We start from the raw sequence: 19,758 nt of genomic DNA on the forward strand, positions 1-19,758 counted from the left end.
CCGCTCCCCTCGTCACACCTGCTCACATTTGCCACCTGAGGCGACAACTGCGAACAAGTGCGACGAGTTACGGAAGTACGGCGGGTTCGGGCGCAGATCACTCGAACCGGTGAGGCGGCCAACGGCCGCCCCGCGTCTGCCCTTTGGCTACTTCTCGACCTCGGCGGCGAGCCTGGCGAGCAGGGCGTCGTAGATCCGGCCGAGCCCCTTGGGCGCGAAGGTCTTCTCGAAGAAGCCACCGACGCCGCCGGCTCCCTGCCAGGTGGTGAGCACGACGACCCGGGACCTGCCCTCCCCGGCGGGGGTGACGCGCCAGGTGGTGACCATGGAGGAGTTGCGGTCCTTCTCGACCAGCTCGCCGTCGGTCGGCTCGGTGACCTCCAGCAGGCAGTCGCGGATGCGCTTGCTGGTGGCCTGGAGCTTCCAGTGCACCAGGGTGCCCTCGCCGTCGCCGCCCTCACGGACCTCGTACTCGCTGAAGTGCTCGGGCAGCAGCTTCTCGCGGGTGCCGCTGTAGTCGGCGAGGGTGTCGAACACCGTCTCCGCGTCCGCTGCGACGATCCGCTCCGTCGTCGCCTCGACCTGCGCCATCGGGTTCCTCCAGGGCCTGGTTCTCGGGTTCGGGGCAAGCCAACCACCCCACCGCCCGGCCGCCCAAATCGGGGGGCGTGAAGCAGCCCCGCACGACTCACCCGCACGATCAAGGGAACAAGTGTTCTATTGTGTCGGGCAGTGCTACCGAGGAGGCCGCAATGCGCTGGGAGAACCTCACGGACTCCGACCACGCCCGGGCGGCGGACACCGCGCTGTTCGGTGCCGACGCCGTCACCACCCGCACCTTCGACACGCCCGAGTTCCGCGGCATCACCTTCCACGAGGTGCGGGCCCGCTCGATCCTGAACCGGGTGCCGGGGGCCTCGCGCATGCCGTTCGAATGGACGGTCAACCCCTACCGGGGCTGCACGCACGCGTGCGTGTACTGCTTCGCCCGCAAGACGCACAGCTACCTGGACCTCGACACGGGCCTCGGTTTCGACTCGCAGATCGTCGTCAAGGTGAACGCGCCCGAGCTGCTGCGCCGTCAACTGGCCTCGCGCCGCTGGCAGGGCGAGCACGTCGCGATGGGCACCAACGTCGACTGCTACCAGCGCGCGGAGGGCCGCTACCGGCTGATGCCGGGCATCATCGAGGCGCTCACCGAGCGCGCGAACCCCTTCTCGATCCTGACCAAGGGCACGCTGATCCTGCGCGACCTGGACCTGCTGACGCGGGCCGCCAGGGTGACGGACGTCGGCATCTCGGTCTCGGTGGGCTTCACCGACCCGGACCTGTGGCGCACCGTGGAGCCCGGCACTCCGGCGCCGGAACGACGGCTGGAGGTCGTACGGTCCCTCACCGGGCGCGGCATCGGCTGCGGAGTGCTGATGGCGCCGGTCATCCCCTTCCTCGGCGACGAACCGGCCCAGCTCAGGGACACCGTGCGCGCCGTCGCCGCCGCGGGCGCCACCTCGGTCACCCCGCTGGTCCTGCACCTGCGGCCGGGCGCCCGCGAGTGGTTCATGGCCTGGCTCGGGCAGCACCACCCGCACCTGGTGCGCCGGTACGAGCGGCTGTACGCCGACGGCGCCTACGCCCCGAAGTGGTACCAGCGCCGGATCACGCGCCAGGTGCACGACCTGGCCCGCGAGTACGGCATCGGGCCCACGCGCGCGGGGATGCCGCGACGGATCGCGGAGCCGGAACCCGGGCGGCCGGCCGCGCCCGCGCCCGCCGAGCCGGTACAGCTGTCCCTCATCTGAATACTCTCGTCCGAGAGTTGCCGGCGGGGGCACCGGTCGAGGAGACAGGCCCCGCCCCGAGTGAACGGACGACGTCATGACCTACGGCTGCATCGCCTCGATGAGGACCCGCCCCGGCTTCCGCGACGAGGTCGTCGCCCTCCTGCTGAGCGCGGCGGACGGCCTCCGGGAAGCCGGGTGCGCCCTCTACCTCGTGGGCCTGTCCGACGACGACGAGACGACGATCTGGGTGACCGAGGTGTGGCGGAGCCGGGAACACCACGACGCCTCGCTGAACCTGCCCGAGGCGAAGGACGCCATCGGCCGGGCCATGCCGATGCTGACGGGCGAATTCACCAAGCAGGAGATGTCGGTCGCCGGCGGGCTCGGGCTCTGACGGCCGCCCGAACCGGTTGGGCGTCGGACCCGGAGCATTGGAGGGCATCTTCCGGCCCAACCGGGTCAAGTATCGACCGCTCGCGTTCTTCCCCGGGCACTCCCCGGGACCATCCGGCGAGGACCGCGACCCGCGCGGACCGCTGCCGCTCCGGACCGGGAGCCCTGGGAGAACGTCATGAGACAACGCGCAGCCGTCCTGTGCGGCGCCGCCGTCATCGCCGCCGGGAGTGTCACGGCCGTGCCCGCCGAGGCGAACGCACCGGGGCCCGCGCCCGGCGCGCCCGCCGCGGGCCTGCACTGGAAGAAGTGCGCCACGGAGGACTACCCGACGCTCCAGTGCGCGTCCCTCGACGTGCCGCTCGACCACGCGCGCCCGCAGGGCAGGCAGATCACCCTGGCGCTGTCCCGCGTGCCGCACACGGCCAAGGCCTACCAGGGCCCCCTGCTGGTGAATCCCGGCGGCCCGGGCGGCAGCGGGCTGACACTCGCCGGGTTCGTGGCGTCGTCGCTGCCCGCGGACGTGGCCGCCCAGTACGACGTCATCGGCTTCGATCCCCGCGGAGTGGGGAAGAGCGCTCCGGCGCTGGACTGCCTGCCGGGGCACTTCGACCCGGTGCGCCCCGACTCGCTGCCGGACACGCCGGAGGTCGAGCAGGCCAATCTCACGCGCGCGAAGTCCTTCGCCGACGCGTGCGGCGACAAGTACGCGGACGTTCTGCCGTACATCGACACGGTGAGTGCCGCGCGCGACGTGGACGCGATCCGTGCGGCGCTCGGCTCGGAGAAGCTCAACTACTTCGGCTACTCGTACGGCACCTATCTGGGCGCCGTCTACGCCAAGCTCTATCCGCAGCGGGTGCGGAGGCTGGTCCTGGACTCCGTCGTCGGTCCGAAGGACGTCTGGTACGACGCCAACCTCAACCAGGACCTCGCCTTCAACGACCGCCACCGGGCGTTCCTCGCCTGGATCGCCGAGCACGACGCGGCGTACCGGCTGGGCACCGATCCCGAGCGGATCGAGGCGGCCTGGTACGCCATGCGGGCGGCGCTGGCGAAGCAGCCCGCGGGAGGGAAGGTCGGCGCCGCCGAACTCGAGGACACCTACATGCCCGGCGGGTACTACAACGGCTACTGGCCCTACCTGGCCGAGGCGTTCGCCGCGTACGTCAACGACGAGGACACCGGCCCGCTGGTCGAGGCCTACGAGAACTTCGGGGCCCCCGACGCCTCCGGGGGCAACGGGTACAGCGTCTACACCGCCGTGCAGTGCCGCGACGCGGCCTGGCCGCGCGACTGGGACCAGTGGCGCGACGACAACTGGAGCCTGTACGAGAAGGCGCCCTTCATGGTGTGGAACAACGCCTGGTACAACGCGCCGTGCGCGTTCTGGCCCACGGAGTCCCGGCAGCCGGTGGACGTCGCCGACGACGACCTGCCTCCGGTCCTGCTGTTCCAGGCGACCGGCGACGCGGCCACCCCGTACGAGGGCGGTGTCACCGCGCACCGCCTGCTGGGCGGCTCCGCGCTCGTCGTCGAGGAGGGCGGCGGGAACCACGGCATCACGCTCAGCGGCAACGACTGCCTGGACGGGTACCTGGCCGCCTACCTGGCCGACGGCGCGGTGCCGCGCGGCGGCGGTGCTGAGGCGGACGCGGTGTGCCCGGCACTGCCGGACCCGAAGCCGCTGGATTCCAAGGCCGCCTCGACGTCCTCACGCGGCTCGGCCCTGCACGGCCTGCTCGGCTTCCGCGGCTGACGTCCGGATCCGCGCCCCCCGTCGGCGTGGTTGTCGGTGCCGTGGTCCACGATGGACGCATGAGTGAGCTGACCAGGATCACCGCCCCCGAGGGCGTCGCGCCCGCCGCGCAGTACACCCATGTCGTCCTCGGCACCGGACGGTTCGTGGCCGTCTCGGGGCAGCTCGCGCTGGACGAGGACGGCACCGTGGTCGGCGTGGGCGACGCCGCGGCCCAGGCCCGCCAGGTGTTCGAGAACCTGCGCCGGTGCCTGGCCTCGGCAGGCGCAAGCTTCGACGACGTGGTGAAGCTGACCTTCTTCGTCACGGACATGGCGCACATGGGCGCGATCCGCGCGGCCCGCTCCGAGCACATACCCGACGACCGGCTGCCGGCCGCCTCGGCGGTGCAGGTGGCCGCGCTGGTGCGGCCGGAGTTCCTCATGGAGATCGAGGCGTTCGCGGTCGTCGCCCCCTGAGTCCGTCCCCGGCCCGGGTGCGGGAGACGGGGCTCGCCCACTGCGACCGCGTCGCCGAGATCCGGGTCCGGGGCCGGCGGAGCGCGTACCGGGGGCTGATGCCGCCGCAGGCCCACCTCGACGCGATGGACCCGGCCGCCGACGCCGAGCGGCGCCGCGCCCTGTTCGGCCGGGCTCCGGGGGGCGTGGTGAACCTGGTCGCCGGTGACGACGGCGGCGAGGTCGTCGGCTGGGCCTGCCACGGCCCCTACCGGGACGGCGAGGCGCGCACCGCGGACGCCGAGTTGTACGCGATCTGCGTCGACACCGGGCGGTTCGGCGAGGGCGTCGGACAGACCCTCCTGCGGGAGTCGGTGCGCCGCTGCGAGAGCGCCGGGTACCCGCGCATGCTCCTGTGGGTGCTCCGGGGCAACGCCCGCGCCCGGCGCTTCCACGAGCGGGCGGGGTTTCGTCCGCACGGCGCCGAGGAGCCATTCGTGGTGGACGGGGTCGCGGTGCCGGAGGTGCGGTACGCGCGTCCGCCGGCCAGCTGACGACCGGTCAGCTGGGCGGCTGACGACCGGTCAGCTGGGCGGCTGACGACCGGTCAGCTGGGCGGCTGACGACCGGTCACCGGAGCGGCGCCGGCCCGGCGCACCGCGGTCCGCGTCCCGGGGCCGTCCGGCGCCCGCTCACCACTGCCCCGGGATGCGGGCCAGCGCCCGTACCGCCGCCTCGGCCAGCGCCGGGTGGGCCAGGGCGTCGTTCAGGACCGGGGCGGCCCGGTCGTCGCCGAGGGTGCCGAGGCCCTCGACGCAGGCGAGCGCCACGCGCCGGTAGGGATCGTGCGGGCGCAGCCTCCGGCGCAGCGTGGTGATCAGCGCGGGCACCGACTCGGGGGCCCGCAGCTCGACCAGCAGCCGCACCGGGTGCAGGGCGTAGGCCACGCGCAGCTCGTTGGTGGCCAGCGCCGCGGCCGCGCGCGCGGTGCGCGGGTCGCCGAGGCGGGCCAGGGCGTGGGCGGCCGAGGCGCAGCGCGGTGGGTCCCGGTGGTTCAGCAGCAGGACGAGCGACTCGAAGGCCCGCCGGTCCCCCGCCACCCCCAGCCGGAAGGCGGCCAGCTCACGGGCCCACAGCGGGTGTCCGGGCTCGGTGAGCACCGCGGCCAGCTCGTCGTGGTCCGTGCTCGCCACGAGACGGTCGAACCCCGACGCGGCACCCGCGGCGCCCGTGACCGCGGACTCGGACCGTAAGCGCTCCGTGAGCGTTCGCAACTCTTCGTCCATGACCCCGAGGTTAGGCGGGTCACTCCACTTGTGGGACGTACATCACGAACACCGGGGGCTGGCGCGCTCGTTACCCGCGGGTTAACCTCAGACGAGCGGGTCATCCTCCCGCAGCAACTCCTCACGGTGGTCTGGTGACGCAACCACCGGGAGAGCAGTCGGTCCGGTACCTCGGTACCGCATCAGGACTCGGCCCCGGGACAGGGCCGGTCACAGGCCGCCGGCCGGGCGTGTGCACGCCCGCCGCGACGGCACCGGGCGTGTGCGCCAGTCGGGCCCGGCAACACCCGCACTCCTTCCTCTCCCTTCTCACGCACCCGGTGTGCCGCTGCGGCGCACCCGGGCGCGTTCCCGTCGTCACCCCTCATTCCTGGAGTCCCGCGATGGCCACTCCCCTGTCCCACACCCCTTCGTCCCCGCTCCGGACCGTCGCCGTGGTCGGCCTCGGCACCATGGGCACCGGCATCGCCGAGGTCCTGGCCGGGGCCGGCCGCGACGTCGTCGGCATCGACGTCAGCGAGGCGCAGGCCGTCAAGGCGGTCGCCGCGCTGGAGGCCTCCACGGCCCGTGCCGTCGAGCGCGGCCGGCTGACCGAGGAGGAGCGCGCCGCCGCCCTGGGCCGCGTCCGCACCTCCACCGACCTGCGGACGGCCGCCGAGGCCGACCTGGTGATCGAGGTGGTCCCGGAGTCGTACGAGATCAAGCAGCGGGTCTTCAGGGAGCTGGACGGGATCGTGCGCCCGGAGACGATCCTGGCGACCGGCACCAACGCGCTGTCCGTCACGCGCCTCGCCGCGGACTCGGCCCGCCCGGAGCGGGTGCTCGGCCTGCACTTCTTCAACCCGGCGCCGGCCATGAAGCTGGTCGAGGTCGTGTCCTCGGTGCTGACCGCGCCGGCCGCCGTCACGGCCGTCACCGATCTCGCCCTGGACCTCGGCAAGGAACCCGTCGCGGTCGGGGACCGGCCCGGTTTCGTCGCCGACGGCCTGCTGTTCGGCTACCTCAACCAGGCCGCCGCGATGTACGAGGCGAACTACGCCTCCCGCGAGGACATCGACGCCGCGATGCGGCTCGGCTGCGGCCTGCCGATGGGGCCGCTCGCCCTGCTGGACCTGGTGGGTGTGGACACCGCCCGCACGGTCCTGGAGGCCATGTACGCGGCGTCGCACGACCGTCTGCACGCTCCGGCGCCGATCCTCAAGCAGCTCAGCGAGGCGGGCCTGACGGGGCGCAAGGCGGGCCGCGGCTTCTACACCTACGAGGCGCCCGGCAGCGCGGTCGTGGTGCCGGACACGTCGACCCCCGGGACGGGCGGCGCCGCGGTCACCGGGCGGCCGGTGCGCGCGGTGGGCGTGGCCGGTTCGGGCACCATGGCGTCCGGCATCGCGGAGGTGTTCGCCAAGGCCGGGTACGAGGTGGTGCTGGCCGCCCGCAGCCCGGAGAAGGCGCAGACCGCCAAGGCCCGCGTCGGCAAGTCCCTGGCCCGGTCGGTCGACAAGGGGCGGATGACGGCCGAGGCCGCCGCGCGGACGCTGGAGCTGATCACCCCGGCCGGGACCTACGACGACTTCGCCGACGTCGACCTGGCCGTGGAGGCCGTCGCCGAGGACCTGGAGGTGAAGCGGCAGCTCTTCGCCACGCTGGACAAGGTGTGCAAGCCCGGCGCGGTGCTGGCCACCACCACCTCCTCGCTGCCGGTGGTCGCCTGCGCCCGCGCCACCTCGCGGCCGCAGGACGTGATCGGCATGCACTTCTTCAACCCGGCCCCGGCGATGAAGCTGGTCGAGGTGGTCCGCACGGTGCTGACCGCCGACGACGTGCACGCCACCGTCCACGAGGTCTGCGCCAAGGTGCGCAAGCACGCCGTGGACTGCGGCGACCGGGCCGGGTTCATCGTGAACGCATTGCTGTTCCCGTACCTCAACAACGCGGTCAAGATGGTGCAGGAGCACTACGCGACCCTCGACGACATCGACGCGGCGATGAAGCTGGGCGGCGGCTACCCGATGGGCCCGTTCGAGCTGCTCGACGTGGTCGGTCTCGACGTGTCGCTCGCCATCGAGAAGGTCCTGCACCGGGAGTTCCGCGACCCGGGCCTGGCACCGGCACCACTGCTCGAGCACCTGGTGGCCGCGGGCTGCCTCGGCCGCAAGACGGGCCGCGGTTTCCGCGAGCATGCCCGCCGCTGAGACGCCGGGCGACTGGTTCGGGCCCGAGGAGGACTGGGGCGGACTGCTCGGTCCGGCCGGGTCTCCCCCGCCCCCCGCGGGCGGGGGAATCCCCGGTCACGCGCATGATTGCGCCCGCATGCAGTACGTTCGGGTCATGCCCCAGCCCGCCAAGTCCTCACGCACCCCAGCCACGTCCGACGCCCCGGAGAGCGCGGCCGGCAGCCGAGCCGCCGCCCAGCGGCTCAAAATGCGCCGGGAACTGGCGGCGGCGGCGATGGAGCTGTTCGCGACCAAGGGGTACGAGGCGACCACCGTCGACGAGATCGCGGCCCGCGCCGGAGTCGCCCGCCGCACCTTCTTCCGCCACTTCCGCTCGAAGGAAGAAGCGATCTTCCCGGACCACGACGACACCCTGGTGCGGGCCGAGGCGGTGCTCAACGCGGCGCCGGCGCACGAGCATCCGCTCGACACGGTGTGCCGCGGCATCAAGGAAGTCATGAAGATGTACGCCGCCCGGCCGGAGATCTCGGTCGCCCGCTACAAGCTGACGCGCGAGGTGCCCACCCTGCGCGAGGCGGAGATCGCGTCGGTGGCCCGGTACGAGCGCCTGTTCACCCGGTATCTGCTGGGCCACTTCGACGAGCACGCGCACGACGACGACGCCAACGACGACCCGCTGCTGGCGGAGGTCGCGGCGTCCGCCGTGGTCACCGCGCACAACCATGTGCTGCGGCGCTGGCTGCGGGCCGACGGACAGGGCGACGTGGAGGCCCAGCTCGACCACGCCTTCGCGATCGTGCGCAGGACCTTCGGCACCGGCATCGGGGCGGGGCGCGGCACCGCCTCCACCGCGCAGCCGGCGGCCTCCTCGGCCTCGGTGCAGGGCGAGGTGCTGGTGACGGTGGCGCGCACCGACGCGCCGCTCCACGAGGTGATGCGCACCATCGAGCAGGCACTCAAGGAGCGCTGACGTGAGGGGGCCTGCCCCTTCGGCGCTGTGACGACGGCCACCCACCGGGTGGCCGTTTTTGCATGTCGATGCCCCTTTTTCACCCCCGTCGCGAGATGATTCGATCGATCATCGCTCATCTGTCGCGTAAAGATTTCATCTGAGATCAGTTTCTGGCACTCAGTGCCTTGCGGGGTGACACGCGGTGTCATACGTTGAAGGTGTTCGGGCTGTCCCCGCACCTCATCCCCTGCGCGTCCGAACGCCTGCGTCACAGGCACACACCCTCACCTCAGCAGCACCGACGTAACCCTCAGCGCCCCTCCCTCAGGGCGCTCACCGCCGGAGGCAACACCGTGACCGTGAAGGACATCCTGGACGCGATCCAGTCGCCCGAGTCCACGAAGGCCGACATCGCCGCTCTGCCCCTCCCCGAGTCGTACCGCGCGATCACCGTGCACAAGGACGAGACGGAGATGTTCGAGGGTCTGGAGTCCCGCGACAAGGACCCCCGCAAGTCGATCCACCTGGACGAGGTGCCGCTGCCCGAGCTGGGCCCCGGCGAGGCCCTGGTGGCCGTCATGGCCTCCTCGGTCAACTACAACTCGGTGTGGACCTCGATCTTCGAGCCGCTGTCCACCTTCGGGTTCCTGGAGCGCTACGGCCGCACCAACGAGCTGGCCAAGCGCCACGACCTGCCGTACCACATCATCGGCTCCGACCTCGCGGGCGTGGTCCTGCGCACCGGCCCGGGCGTCAACGCCTGGCAGCCGGGCGACGAGGTCGTCGCGCACTGCCTCTCCGTCGAGCTGGAGTCCTCCGACGGCCACAACGACACGATGCTCGACCCCGAGCAGCGCATCTGGGGCTTCGAGACCAACTTCGGCGGCCTCGCCGAGGTCGCGCTGGTCAAGTCCAACCAGCTGATGCCGAAGCCGGACCACCTGAGCTGGGAGGAGGCCGCCGCCCCCGGCCTGGTCAACTCCACCGCCTATCGCCAGCTCGTCTCCCGCAACGGCGCCGGCATGAAGCAGGGCGACAACGTGCTCATCTGGGGCGCCAGCGGCGGCCTCGGCTCGTACGCCACCCAGTTCGCCCTGGCCGGCGGCGCCAACCCGATCTGCGTCGTCTCCAGCGAGCAGAAGGCGGACATCTGCCGCTCGATGGGCGCCGACGCGATCATCGACCGCAGCGCCGAGGGCTACAGGTTCTGGAAGGACGAGACCACCCAGGACCCCAAGGAGTGGAAGCGCTTCGGCAAGCGCATCCGCGAACTCACCGGCGGCGAGGACATCGACATCGTCTTCGAGCACCCCGGCCGGGAGACCTTCGGCGCCTCCGTCTTCGTCACCCGCAAGGGCGGCACCATCACCACCTGCGCCTCGACCTCGGGCTACATGCACGAGTACGACAACCGCTACCTGTGGATGTCCCTGAAGCGCATCATCGGCTCCCACTTCGCCAACTACCGCGAGGCGTGGGAGGCCAACCGCCTGATCGCCAAGGGCAAGATCCACCCGACGCTCTCCAAGGTGTACTCCCTGGAGGACACCGGCCAGGCGGCCTACGACGTCCACCGCAACCTCCACCAGGGCAAGGTCGGCGTGCTGTGCCTGGCCCCCGAGGAGGGCCTGGGCGTGCGCGACCAGGAGAAGCGCGCCCGGCACATCGACGCCATCAACCGCTTCCGGAACATCTGAGGAGCGCCGCATGACCGATCGTCAGCCCGCCGACGGCAGGCGGGAGAAGGACCGGCCGTGGCTCATGCGCACCTACGCCGGTCACTCCACGGCCGAGGCGTCCAACAAGCTGTACCGGCGCAACCTCGCCAAGGGCCAGACGGGTCTGTCGGTCGCCTTCGACCTGCCGACCCAGACCGGTTACGACTCCGACCACATCCTCGCCCGCGGCGAGGTCGGCCGGGTCGGCGTGCCGGTGGCGCACCTCGGTGACATGCGCCGGCTGTTCCAGGACATCCCGCTGGAGCAGATGAACACCTCGATGACCATCAACGCCACGGCCATGTGGCTGCTGGCGCTCTACCAGGTCGTCGCGGAGGAGCAGGGTGCGGACATCACCAAGCTCCAGGGCACCACCCAGAACGACATCGTCAAGGAGTACCTGTCCCGGGGGACGCACGTCTTCCCGCCGGGGCCGTCCCTCCGCCTGACGACGGACATGATCGCGTACACCGTCTCGCACATGCCGAAATGGAACCCGATCAACATCTGCAGCTACCACCTGCAGGAGGCGGGTGCCACGCCGGTGCAGGAGATCGCGTACGCGATGTCCACCGCGATCGCCGTGCTCGACGCGGTGCGCGACAGCGGCCAGGTGCCGCAGGAGCGCATGGGCGACGTGGTGGGCCGCATCTCCTTCTTCGTGAACGCGGGCGTCCGCTTCGTCGAGGAGATGTGCAAGATGCGCGCCTTCGGCCGCATCTGGGACCGCGTCACCCGCGAGCGCTACGGCATCGAGAACCCCAAGCACCGCCGCTTCCGCTACGGCGTCCAGGTCAACTCCCTCGGTCTGACCGAGGCGCAGCCGGAGAACAACGTCCAGCGGATCGTGCTGGAGATGCTGGCGGTCACCCTCTCCAAGGACGCACGCGCGCGTGCCGTGCAGCTGCCCGCGTGGAACGAGGCGCTGGGCCTGCCCCGCCCCTGGGACCAGCAGTGGTCGCTGCGCATCCAGCAGGTGCTGGCGCACGAGAGCGACCTGCTGGAGTACGAGGACATCTTCGAGGGGTCGAAGGTGATCGGGGCGAAGGTGGACGAGCTGGTCGAGGCGTCCTTCGCGGAGATCGAGCGCATCCAGGAGATGGGCGGCGCGATGGCCGCCGTCGAGTCCGGCTACCTCAAGTCCCAGCTCGTCGCCTCGCACGCCGAGCGCCGGGCCCGGATAGAGTCCGGCGAGGAGAAGATCATCGGTGTCAACGCCTTCGAGGGCACCGAGCCCAATCCGCTGACCGCCGACCTGGACACCGCGATCCAGACGGTCGACCCGGCGGTGGAGGCCCGTGTCGTCGCCTCCTTGCAGAACTGGCGGGACACCCGCTACCAGCCGCCCTTCAACCACCCGCGCCCCTGCAAGGCGCTGGAGAAGCTGAAGGAGGCCGCGCGCGGCACCGGCAACCTCATGGAGGCCACCCTGGAGTGCGCCCGCGCCGGCGCCACCACCGGCGAGTGGGCGGGGGCGCTGCGCGAGGTGTTCGGCGAGTTCAGGGCGCCGACCGGCGTGTCCTCGGCCCCGGTCGCGGTCACCGCGGAAGAGGGCTCGGCCCTGTCGGAGGTGCGCCGCAAGGTGGAGCTGACGGCCAAGGAGATGGGCGTCGGCAAGCTCCGCTTCCTGGTCGGCAAGCCCGGCCTCGACGGTCACTCCAACGGCGCCGAGCAGATCGCCGTCCGGGCCCGCGACGCCGGGTTCGAGGTGGTCTACCAGGGCATCAGGCTCACCCCCGAGCAGATCGTGGACGCCGCCCTGGCGGAGGACGTGCACGCGGTGGGCCTGTCCATCCTGTCGGGGTCGCACGCGCAACTGGTGCCGGACGTACTCGAACGGCTCCGTGTGGCCGGTGCCACAGACATCCCGGTGATCGCCGGTGGCATCATCCCGAACGGTGACGCCGAGGAACTGCGGGCCGCGGGAGTGGCCGCGGTCTTCACCCCGAAGGACTTCGACATCACCGGAATCATCGGCCGGATCGTCGACGAGATCCGGAACGCGAACAAGCTCGACCCCCTGGAGGTCCCCGCATGACGACCGTCAACCGGCTTCGCCCCCGCCGCTCGTGTCTGGCGGTGCCGGGAAGCAACCCCCGCTTCCTGGAGAAGGCCCAGGGCCTCCCCGCCGACCAGGTCTTCCTCGACCTGGAGGACGCCTGCGCGCCGCTCGCCAAGCCGGAGGCCCGGCACACCATCGTCAAGTTCCTCAACGAGGGCGACTGGACCGGCAAGACCCGCGTCGTGCGCGTCAACGACTGGACGACCGAGTGGACGTACCGGGACGTCGTGACGGTGGTGGAGGGCGCGGGCCCGAACCTCGACTGCATCATGCTGCCGAAGGTCCAGGACGCCCAGCAGGTCGTCGCCCTCGACCTGCTGCTCACCCAGATCGAGAAGACGATGGGCTTCGAGGTCGGCCGGATCGGCATCGAGGCGCAGATCGAGAACGCGCAGGGCCTGAACAACGTCAACGAGATCGCGCAGGCCAGCCCGCGCGTGGAGACCATCATCTTCGGCCCGGCCGACTTCATGGCCTCCATCAACATGAAGTCCCTGGTCGTGGGCGAGCAGCCGCCCGGCTACCCGGCCGACGCCTACCACTACATCCTGATGAAGATCCTGATGGCCGCCCGCGCCAACAACCTCCAGGCGATCGACGGCCCCTACCTCCAGATCCGCAACGTGGACGGCTACCGCGAGGTCGCGCAGCGCGCCGCCGCCCTCGGCTTCGACGGCAAGTGGGTGCTGCACCCGGGTCAGGTCGAGGCGTCCAACGAGATCTTCTCGCCCTCCCAGGAGGACTACGACCACGCCGAGCTGATCCTGGACGCGTACGACTACTACACGTCCGAGGCCGGCGGAAAGAAGGGCTCGGCGATGCTCGGCGACGAGATGATCGACGAGGCCAGCCGCAAGATGGCGCTGGTCGTCTCCGGCAAGGGGCGTGCGGCCGGCATGGAGCGCACGTCGAAGTTCGAGATCCCGGAGGGCTGAGCGCCATGCAGTTCGGACGCACCTACGAGGAGTTCGAGGTCGGGGCGACGTACAAGCACTGGCCGGGGAAGACGGTCACGGAGTACGACGACCACCTGTTCTGTCTGCTCACCATGAACCACCACCCGCTCCACATGGACGCCAACTACGCCGAGAGGACGACGGACTTCGGCAAGAACGTGGTGGTGGGCAACTACATCTACTCGCTCCTGCTCGGCATGTCCGTCCCGGACATCTCCGGCAAGGCGATCGCCAACCTGGAGATCGAGTCGCTCAAGCACGTGGCGCCGACCTTCCACGGCGACACCCTCTACGGCCAGACGACCGTGCTCGACAAGTGGCCGTCGAAGTCGAAGAACGACCGCGGCATCGTGCACGTGGAGACCAAGGGCTACAAGCAGGACGGCACCCTCGTGTGCGTCTTCCGCCGCAAGGTGATGGTGCCGACCGAGACGTACACCAAGGAGCGCGGCGGCGAGCAGCCCGGCCGGCCCGAGCTGAAGGAACAGGGGAAGTAGAGATGAGCCGTCTCGCCCAGACCCACGGGCTCACGGACGTCCAGCGGGAGATCCTCTCCACCGTCCGGGACTTCGTGGACAAGGAGATCATCCCGGTCGCCACCGAGCTGGAGCACCGGGACGAGTACCCGCAGGACATCGTCGACGGGCTGAAGGAGCTCGGCCTGTTCGGCCTGATGATCCCCGAGGAGTACGGGGGCCTGGGCGAGTCGCTCCTGACCTACGCCCTGTGCGTGGAGGAGATCGCCCGCGGCTGGATGTCGGTGTCCGGCATCATCAACACCCACTTCATCGTGGCGTACATGCTGAAGCAGCACGGTACGCAGGAGCAGAAGGACCACTTCCTGCCCCGCATGGCCGCGGGCGACATCCGCGGCGCCTTCTCGATGTCCGAGCCGGCGCTGGGCTCCGACGTCTCGGCGATCTCCTCGAAGGCGGTGAGGGACGGCGAGGAGTACGTCCTCAACGGCCAGAAGATGTGGCTCACCAACGGCGGCACGTCGTCGCTCGTGGCCGTCCTGGTGAAGAGTGACGAGGGTCACCCCGAGGGAACCGCCCCCCACAAGTCGATGACGACCTTCCTGGTGGAGAAGGAGCCCGGCTTCGGCGAGGTCCGCCCGGGCCTGACCATCCCCGGCAAGATCGACAAGATGGGCTACAAGGGCGTCGACACGACCGAGCTCGTCATGGACGGCCTGCGTGTTCCGGCCGATCGGGTGCTCGGCGGCGTCACCGGCCGAGGTTTTTACCAAATGATGGACGGCGTCGAGGTCGGTCGGGTCAATGTGGCGGCCCGTGGCTGCGGCGTCGCTCAGCGTGCCTTCGAACTCGGTGTCCGGTACGCCCAGCAACGTCACACTTTCGGCAAGCAGATCGCCCAGCACCAGGCCATCCAGTTCAAGCTCGCGGAGATGGCTACCAAGGTGGAGGCGGCGCATGCGATGATGGTGAACGCTGCGCGCAAAAAGGATTCCGGCGAACGAAACGACCTGGAAGCGGGGATGGCCAAGTACCTCGCCTCCGAGTACTGCAAGGAGGTCGTGGAGGACGCCTTCCGGATCCACGGCGGGTACGGCTTCTCCAAGGAGTACGAGATCGAGCGCCTCTACCGTGAGGCCCCGATGCTGCTCATCGGTGAAGGCACCGCCGAGATCCAGAAAATGATCATCGGCCGCCGACTGCTCGAAGAGTATCGATTCCAGGGTTAGATGTCCGGATACGGGGTGTTTTCTTGGAGAAGAAGGTCACACCCCGTAGGCACTGTTCGGCCGCCGACTCGGCTTCCTGGCTTACCCAGTTGCGGCGCGGAGCCGCTACGATCGCCGGAAAGCCGCCGTCCCCCGTCAGAGCGCGGCATCATCCGCTACGAAGGTCATCCATGCCCCACAGCCAAACCTCTGCACCTCGCGACAGCCTCGCCGGCGTACGCCTCGCGCGCGGAGCATCGCCGTGGCTTCTGCCGACCGTCGCCACCGCAGCCGTCAGCCTCCTCCGGTCCCGCCGTTCCGGCGCCGCCAAGGCCGTCGCCGTCCCCGCCACCGCGCTCGCGGCGGGGATGCTGTGGTTCTTCCGCGACCCCGAGCGCGAGATCACCCGGGGCCGGGTCATCTCGCCCGCCGACGGTGTGGTGCAGAGCATCATGCCGTGGAAGGACGGTCGCACCCGCGTCGCCATCTTCATGAGCCCGCTCAACGTCCACGTCAACCGCGCCCCGCTGGCGGGCACGGTGACGTCCGTCGAGCACATTCCCGGTGGCTTCGTTCCCGCCTTCAACAAGGAGAGCGAGAACAACGAGCGCGTCGTGTGGCACTTCGACACCGAGCTCGGTGACATCGAGATGATCCAGATCGCCGGCGCGGTCGCCCGCCGCATCGTCCCGTACGTGCCGCAGGGCACGAAGGTCGAGCAGGGCGAGAGGGTCGGTCTGATCCGCTTCGGCTCCCGCGTCGACCTGTACCTGCCCGAGGGCGTGGATGTCGACGTCGAAGTGGGGCAGAAGACGGTGGCTGGGGTGACTCGCATTGACCGTGATTGATCCACAGACCCAGGCCGGATGGGTACCGGAGGCCGAGGAGATGGACGACGAGGAGGAGATGCCGCTCTCGCTCCGCCTGTCGATAGCGGACACCCTGACGCTCGGCAACGCCACCTGCGGCTTCATGGCGGTGTACTTCACCACCACCGGCATCCTCATCCCGCACCTCATGGGCAGCGACGAGTCGGGCATGGCCCGGCACAGCGCGGCCACCGCGGTGATCCTGATGCTGTGCGCGGCGATCTTCGACCTGTTCGACGGTCTGGTCGCCCGCAAGCTGCGCAGCTCGCCGATGGGCGCGGAGCTGGACAACCTCTCCGACCTGATCAGCTTCGGGCTCGCGCCGGCGTACTTCGTCCTCGTCTACGGCATGGTCGCGGACGACGCGTACCAGCGCGTGGCGGCGGTCGGGGCGATCGTGGTGCTGCTGGCGGTGGTGCTGCGGCTCGCGCGGTTCTCGTGCGTGACCGTCAAGGACGGCACGTTCCAGGGCATGCCCTCGCCGTTCGGTGCGCTCACGGTGGTCTCCATCGTGCTGCTGGAGCTGCCCTTCGTGGCGACGCTCCTGGCGATCCTCGGCACCGCCTGGCTGATGGTGAGCCGCGTCGAGTACCCGAAGCCCCGGGGGCGCCTCGCGGTGGCGATGCTGTCGTGGATCGTGCTGTCGATGGGTCTGCTGGCCGGCTGGGCCTTCGACGCGCCCAGCGGGCAGCTGCTGCTCCAGACGGGGTGTGCGTTGCAGCTGGTGATGGGGGCGGTGATCCCGCTGTTCGCGACGGCTCGGCGGGTGAACAACTTCCGTGACAACCGGCGGGAGGCGCGGGCGGCGCAATTGCCGTGACGGCGTCTTGAGGGCCCCGAACCTGGTTGGGTTCGGGGCCCTCCGCTTGTTCGGGCGCCCGGTGTCGGTGCGGGCGTCCCTGGGGGCTCCGCCCCCAGACCCCCGGGCCTGTGCCCACCCACCACCCGACTCGGTGGGGAGAGAGGTGACGTTTCCAGCCCGTCCGGCGTTTGAGGACGAGGCCCGTTCAGGGCCGACAGGGGGTCTGGGGGCGAAGCCCCCAGGGTCGGGAACGGGAAGGGGCGGCGGGGGCGAGTCTCCCCTACGCGACGAAGTCCCGCGCGATCGACTCCGCCACCCGCTCCAGGATCGGCCCCGCATCCGCGATGCACTTGGCGACGTCCGGTTCCACATCCGTCAGCGGATACGCCCGCCGGATCCCGGCCCGCCCCAGCACCTCCGCGGGCAGCGCCAGCCGCCCGCACACCGCGACGACCTCCTTGCCCGCGGCCCGCGCCGCCGCGGCGACCCCCGCCGGGGCCTTCCCGTGCAGGGTCTGCTCGTCCAGCGAGCCCTCCCCGGTGATCACCAGGTCCGCCCGCTCCAGCGCCGGCGCGAAGCCCAGCACGTCCAGCATCACCTCGATGCCGGGCCGGAACCGCGCCCCGAGCAGCATCGCGCCGAACCCGATGCCGCCCGCCGCGCCCGCGCCCGGGGACGCGGCGTACTCGGCGGCCCGCGCTCCCACGCCGTCCGTCTGCTCCAGCACCTTCGCGAAGTGCCCGAGGGCCGCGTCCAGGGCCGTCACGTCGTCCGGCGAGGCGCCCTTCTGCGGGCCGTAGACCGCCGGGGCGCCCTTGGGGCCGGTCAGCGGATTGTCGACGTCGCTCGCCAGCACCAGCTCCACGTCGGACAGCCGCGGATCCAGGCCGGACAGGTCGGCCGAGGCCAGGGCGGCGAGCCCGCCTCCGCCCGGACCGACGGGCCGCGCGTCAGCGTCCAGGAACCGAGCGCCCAGCGCGGCCAGCATCCCGGCGCCACCGTCCGTGGTGGCGCTGCCGCCGACGCCGAACACGATGGTCCGCGCCCCCGCGTCCAGCGCGGCCCGCAGCAGCTCGCCCGAGCCGTGCGTGGACGACGTGAGCGGCGCGAGGGCGCCTTCCGGGAGCCGCTGGAGGCCGCTGGCCTCGGCCATCTCCACGACGGCCGTGTCCCCGCGCAGCGCGTACGCCGCCGTCACCTCGTCACCGAGGGGCCCGGCGACCCGTACCTCGCGGCGTTCGAAACCGGCCGCGACCGCGGCGGCCACCGTGCCGTCGCCGCCGTCGGCGACGGGCAGCGCCTCGACCAGGACGTCCGGCACGACACGGCGCAGTCCGGCCGTGACGCGCTCGGCGACCTCGACGGCCGTCAGCGACCCCTTGAACTTGTCCGCGGCGACGAGCACCCGGCGGGCCCCGTCCACAGCAGCGTCAGCCACCTTGATCTCCCCTTGCTCTCCGAGCCTTGCGCACGTCAAGGCAGTCGCGCCGCTGCGACCCTAACCGGAGGACACCCGCGCCGTCATGCCCTGCCCACACCGTGGAACCGGCCGGGCCGCGCACGTGGCCTCCTGTTTCCGGGTCCCCGGGCTCGTTACGCTTCCGGGATGACCTCTCCTGATTACGCCGCCTACATCGCCGGTCTGCCCCGTGTGCTGGCCGGTGCCGCCACGGTCCTCAGGGACGGCGACGGACGTGTGCTGCTCGTCGAGCCCAACTACCGCGAAGGGTGGACGTTGCCCGGCGGGACGGTCGAGTCCGACGAGGGGGAGAGCCCGCGGCGGGGCGCGTGGCGGGAGACGCTCGAAGAGGTGGGGCTGGACGTGCGGGTCGGCCGGCTGCTCGCGGTGGACTGGGCGACCGGGCCGGGCAGGCCCCCGATCGTGGCGTACCTGTACGACGGCGGCGTGCTGTCCGAGGACGACCTCAAGGCGATCCGGTTGCAGGAGGAGGAGCTGCTGTCCTGGCGGCTGGTGCCGCGCGGGGAACTCGGCGACCACCTGCTCGGCGCACTCCACGGCCGGGTGCTGGCGGCGCTGGACGTGCTGGCGGCGGGCTCCGGCACGGCGGAGCTGGAGAACGGCGTCCGGGTCGACCGATAACCGTTCGCCGCCCGCCGGCCCGGCGCCTACCCTCGGCCGCATGACCGGCAAACCCCTCGTCGCCATCCTCAGCGGTGCCGGAGTCTCGACCGACTCCGGCATCCCCGACTACCGCGGCCCGAACGGGCTGTGGCGGCGCGACCCGGAGGCCGAGAAGCTCGTGACCTACGAGTACTACATGGGCGATCCGGAGATCAGACGGCGCTCGTGGCGGATGCGGCGCGACACCGCCGCCCTGCACGCCGAGCCGAACGCGGCGCACCGGGCGGTGGCCGAGCTGGAGCGGCGCGGGGTGCCGGTCCGGGTGATCACGCAGAACGTGGACGGACTGCACCAGCGCGCCGGGATCTCCGCCCGCAAGGCCCTCGAACTGCACGGCAGCGCACGCGCCTGCGTGTGCACCGCGTGCGGGGCTCGGGGGCCTATGGCGGACGCCCTGGCCCGGATCGACGCCGGTGTGGACGACCCGCCGTGCCTGGAGTGCGGCGGCATCCTCAAACCGGCGACCGTGATGTTCGGCGAGCGCCTCGACCCGGTGGTCCTGGGCGAGGCGGTCGCCGTCAGCAAGGCCTGTCAGGTGTTCGTCGCCGTGGGGACCAGCCTCCAGGTGGAGCCCGCCGCCGGGCTGGCCGGTGTGGCCGTCGGCCACGGGGCCCGCCTGGTCGTCGTCAACGCCGAGCCGACGCCGTACGACGACCTGGCCGCCGAGGTCGTGCGGGAGCCCATCGGTACGGCTCTGCCCGGGCTGCTGCGCGGGCTGGGCTGAACCGCGGCGTCCGCCCGGCCG

At 71.3% G+C, this 19,758-nt stretch carries 19 protein-coding genes; 16 read left to right on the top strand and 3 right to left on the bottom strand.

Going from position 1 to position 19,758, the window contains the following annotated elements; translation table 11 throughout:
• Positions 1-147: 147 nt before the first annotated feature.
• Entirely contained in the window at positions 148-591 is a 444-nt protein-coding gene (locus ACIBCJ_RS13380; RefSeq protein ID WP_362504642.1) for an SRPBCC family protein, read from the bottom strand.
• A gap of 161 nt (positions 592-752) precedes the next feature.
• Between ACIBCJ_RS13380 and ACIBCJ_RS13385 the strand changes: the two genes are divergently transcribed.
• From ACIBCJ_RS13385 to ACIBCJ_RS13405, 5 genes are all read left to right on the top strand, one after another.
• Positions 753-1,799 (top strand): Rv2578c family radical SAM protein, encoded by a 1,047-nt coding sequence (locus ACIBCJ_RS13385; protein WP_365978091.1) that lies wholly within the window; start codon positions 753-755, stop codon positions 1,797-1,799.
• A gap of 76 nt (positions 1,800-1,875) precedes the next feature.
• On the top strand, positions 1,876-2,175 hold the full coding sequence (locus ACIBCJ_RS13390) for an antibiotic biosynthesis monooxygenase family protein (RefSeq protein ID WP_362093624.1): 300 nt from the start codon (positions 1,876-1,878) through the stop codon (positions 2,173-2,175).
• 177 nt (positions 2,176-2,352) lie between these two features.
• Complete coding sequence (locus ACIBCJ_RS13395) at positions 2,353-3,933, top strand: alpha/beta hydrolase (RefSeq protein ID WP_365978092.1); 1,581 nt, start codon at positions 2,353-2,355, stop codon at positions 3,931-3,933.
• A gap of 59 nt (positions 3,934-3,992) precedes the next feature.
• Positions 3,993-4,391 carry a RidA family protein gene (locus ACIBCJ_RS13400; RefSeq protein WP_365978093.1) on the top strand — a complete coding sequence of 133 codons (399 nt, stop codon included), beginning with the start codon at positions 3,993-3,995 and terminating at the stop codon, positions 4,389-4,391.
• A gap of 17 nt (positions 4,392-4,408) precedes the next feature.
• Complete coding sequence (locus ACIBCJ_RS13405) at positions 4,409-4,924, top strand: GNAT family N-acetyltransferase (protein ID WP_365978094.1); 516 nt, start codon at positions 4,409-4,411, stop codon at positions 4,922-4,924.
• A gap of 138 nt (positions 4,925-5,062) precedes the next feature.
• On the opposite strand, the gene ACIBCJ_RS13410 is transcribed toward ACIBCJ_RS13405, so the two are convergent.
• On the bottom strand, positions 5,063-5,656 hold the full coding sequence (locus ACIBCJ_RS13410) for an adenylosuccinate lyase (protein ID WP_365978095.1): 594 nt from the start codon (positions 5,654-5,656) through the stop codon (positions 5,063-5,065).
• A gap of 383 nt (positions 5,657-6,039) precedes the next feature.
• On the opposite strand from ACIBCJ_RS13410, the gene ACIBCJ_RS13415 reads away from it, so the two are divergent.
• From ACIBCJ_RS13415 to pssA, 9 genes are all read left to right on the top strand, one after another.
• Positions 6,040-7,845: a 3-hydroxyacyl-CoA dehydrogenase family protein gene (locus ACIBCJ_RS13415; protein ID WP_362093612.1), complete on the top strand. Its 1,806-nt coding sequence runs from the start codon at positions 6,040-6,042 to the stop codon at positions 7,843-7,845.
• 136 nt (positions 7,846-7,981) lie between these two features.
• Positions 7,982-8,797 (top strand): TetR family transcriptional regulator, encoded by an 816-nt coding sequence (locus tag ACIBCJ_RS13420; RefSeq protein ID WP_362093609.1) that lies wholly within the window; start codon positions 7,982-7,984, stop codon positions 8,795-8,797.
• A 335-nt stretch (positions 8,798-9,132) separates the two neighbouring features.
• Complete coding sequence (ccrA, locus tag ACIBCJ_RS13425; RefSeq protein ID WP_365978096.1) at positions 9,133-10,476, top strand: crotonyl-CoA carboxylase/reductase; 1,344 nt, start codon at positions 9,133-9,135, stop codon at positions 10,474-10,476.
• A gap of 10 nt (positions 10,477-10,486) precedes the next feature.
• The gene (locus ACIBCJ_RS13430; RefSeq protein WP_365978097.1) at positions 10,487-12,535 is read left to right on the top strand and encodes a protein meaA; all 2,049 of its coding nucleotides are present in this window, start codon (positions 10,487-10,489) and stop codon (positions 12,533-12,535) included.
• Positions 12,532-13,494 carry a CoA ester lyase gene (locus ACIBCJ_RS13435; RefSeq protein WP_087806125.1) on the top strand — a complete coding sequence of 321 codons (963 nt, stop codon included), beginning with the start codon at positions 12,532-12,534 and terminating at the stop codon, positions 13,492-13,494. The genes ACIBCJ_RS13430 and ACIBCJ_RS13435 overlap by 4 nt, the downstream gene beginning before the upstream one ends.
• A 5-nt stretch (positions 13,495-13,499) precedes the next feature.
• Complete coding sequence (locus ACIBCJ_RS13440; RefSeq protein WP_365978098.1) at positions 13,500-14,012, top strand: MaoC family dehydratase; 513 nt, start codon at positions 13,500-13,502, stop codon at positions 14,010-14,012.
• Positions 14,013-14,014: 2 nt separating this feature from the next.
• Positions 14,015-15,220: an acyl-CoA dehydrogenase family protein gene (locus tag ACIBCJ_RS13445; RefSeq protein WP_362093600.1), complete on the top strand. Its 1,206-nt coding sequence runs from the start codon at positions 14,015-14,017 to the stop codon at positions 15,218-15,220.
• Positions 15,221-15,390: 170 nt separating this feature from the next.
• Positions 15,391-16,047, top strand: coding sequence for a phosphatidylserine decarboxylase (locus ACIBCJ_RS13450; RefSeq protein WP_362093596.1), 657 nt, complete (start codon positions 15,391-15,393; stop codon positions 16,045-16,047).
• Between the two features lie 58 nt (positions 16,048-16,105).
• Positions 16,106-16,888, top strand: coding sequence for a CDP-diacylglycerol--serine O-phosphatidyltransferase (gene pssA, locus ACIBCJ_RS13455; RefSeq protein WP_003972511.1), 783 nt, complete (start codon positions 16,106-16,108; stop codon positions 16,886-16,888).
• Positions 16,889-17,150: 262 nt separating this feature from the next.
• Here pssA and ACIBCJ_RS13460 read toward each other — a convergent pair whose 3' ends face one another.
• Positions 17,151-18,293, bottom strand: a complete 1,143-nt coding sequence (locus ACIBCJ_RS13460) for a glycerate kinase (RefSeq protein WP_365978469.1) — start codon at positions 18,291-18,293, stop codon at positions 17,151-17,153.
• Positions 18,294-18,476: 183 nt separating this feature from the next.
• Between ACIBCJ_RS13460 and ACIBCJ_RS13465 the strand changes: the two genes are divergently transcribed.
• Both ACIBCJ_RS13465 and ACIBCJ_RS13470 read left to right on the top strand, forming a co-directional pair.
• On the top strand, positions 18,477-18,971 hold the full coding sequence (locus ACIBCJ_RS13465) for an NUDIX hydrolase (protein WP_365978099.1): 495 nt from the start codon (positions 18,477-18,479) through the stop codon (positions 18,969-18,971).
• A gap of 40 nt (positions 18,972-19,011) precedes the next feature.
• A complete protein-coding gene (locus ACIBCJ_RS13470; protein WP_365978100.1) occupies positions 19,012-19,737 on the top strand; it encodes a Sir2 family NAD-dependent protein deacetylase in 726 nt (241 codons plus the stop codon).
• Positions 19,738-19,758 lie beyond the last annotated feature (21 nt).

Source organism: Streptomyces sp. NPDC051136 (genome assembly GCF_044455745.1).
GTDB lineage: Bacteria > Actinomycetota > Actinomycetes > Streptomycetales > Streptomycetaceae > Streptomyces.

What these genes read in the sequence shown, in the direction of transcription:
- ACIBCJ_RS13430 (WP_365978097.1), top strand. Translation starts at nt 10,487, where the DNA reads ATGACCGATCGTCAGCCCGCCGACGGCAGGCGGGAGAAGGACCGGCCG.
- ACIBCJ_RS13445 (WP_362093600.1), top strand. Translation starts at nt 14,015, where the DNA reads ATGAGCCGTCTCGCCCAGACCCACGGGCTCACGGACGTCCAGCGGGAG.
- ACIBCJ_RS13390 (WP_362093624.1), top strand. Translation starts at nt 1,876, where the DNA reads ATGACCTACGGCTGCATCGCCTCGATGAGGACCCGCCCCGGCTTCCGC.
- ACIBCJ_RS13450 (WP_362093596.1), top strand. Translation starts at nt 15,391, where the DNA reads ATGCCCCACAGCCAAACCTCTGCACCTCGCGACAGCCTCGCCGGCGTA.
- ACIBCJ_RS13440 (WP_365978098.1), top strand. Translation starts at nt 13,500, where the DNA reads ATGCAGTTCGGACGCACCTACGAGGAGTTCGAGGTCGGGGCGACGTAC.
- ACIBCJ_RS13385 (WP_365978091.1), top strand. Translation starts at nt 753, where the DNA reads ATGCGCTGGGAGAACCTCACGGACTCCGACCACGCCCGGGCGGCGGAC.
- ACIBCJ_RS13435 (WP_087806125.1), top strand. Translation starts at nt 12,532, where the DNA reads ATGACGACCGTCAACCGGCTTCGCCCCCGCCGCTCGTGTCTGGCGGTG.
- ACIBCJ_RS13380 (WP_362504642.1), bottom strand. Translation starts at nt 591, where the DNA reads ATGGCGCAGGTCGAGGCGACGACGGAGCGGATCGTCGCAGCGGACGCG.
- ACIBCJ_RS13395 (WP_365978092.1), top strand. Translation starts at nt 2,353, where the DNA reads ATGAGACAACGCGCAGCCGTCCTGTGCGGCGCCGCCGTCATCGCCGCC.
- ACIBCJ_RS13470 (WP_365978100.1), top strand. Translation starts at nt 19,012, where the DNA reads ATGACCGGCAAACCCCTCGTCGCCATCCTCAGCGGTGCCGGAGTCTCG.
- ACIBCJ_RS13420 (WP_362093609.1), top strand. Translation starts at nt 7,982, where the DNA reads ATGCCCCAGCCCGCCAAGTCCTCACGCACCCCAGCCACGTCCGACGCC.
- ACIBCJ_RS13400 (WP_365978093.1), top strand. Translation starts at nt 3,993, where the DNA reads ATGAGTGAGCTGACCAGGATCACCGCCCCCGAGGGCGTCGCGCCCGCC.
- ACIBCJ_RS13410 (WP_365978095.1), bottom strand. Translation starts at nt 5,656, where the DNA reads ATGGACGAAGAGTTGCGAACGCTCACGGAGCGCTTACGGTCCGAGTCC.
- pssA (WP_003972511.1), top strand. Translation starts at nt 16,106, where the DNA reads ATGCCGCTCTCGCTCCGCCTGTCGATAGCGGACACCCTGACGCTCGGC.
- ACIBCJ_RS13415 (WP_362093612.1), top strand. Translation starts at nt 6,040, where the DNA reads ATGGCCACTCCCCTGTCCCACACCCCTTCGTCCCCGCTCCGGACCGTC.
- ACIBCJ_RS13465 (WP_365978099.1), top strand. Translation starts at nt 18,477, where the DNA reads ATGACCTCTCCTGATTACGCCGCCTACATCGCCGGTCTGCCCCGTGTG.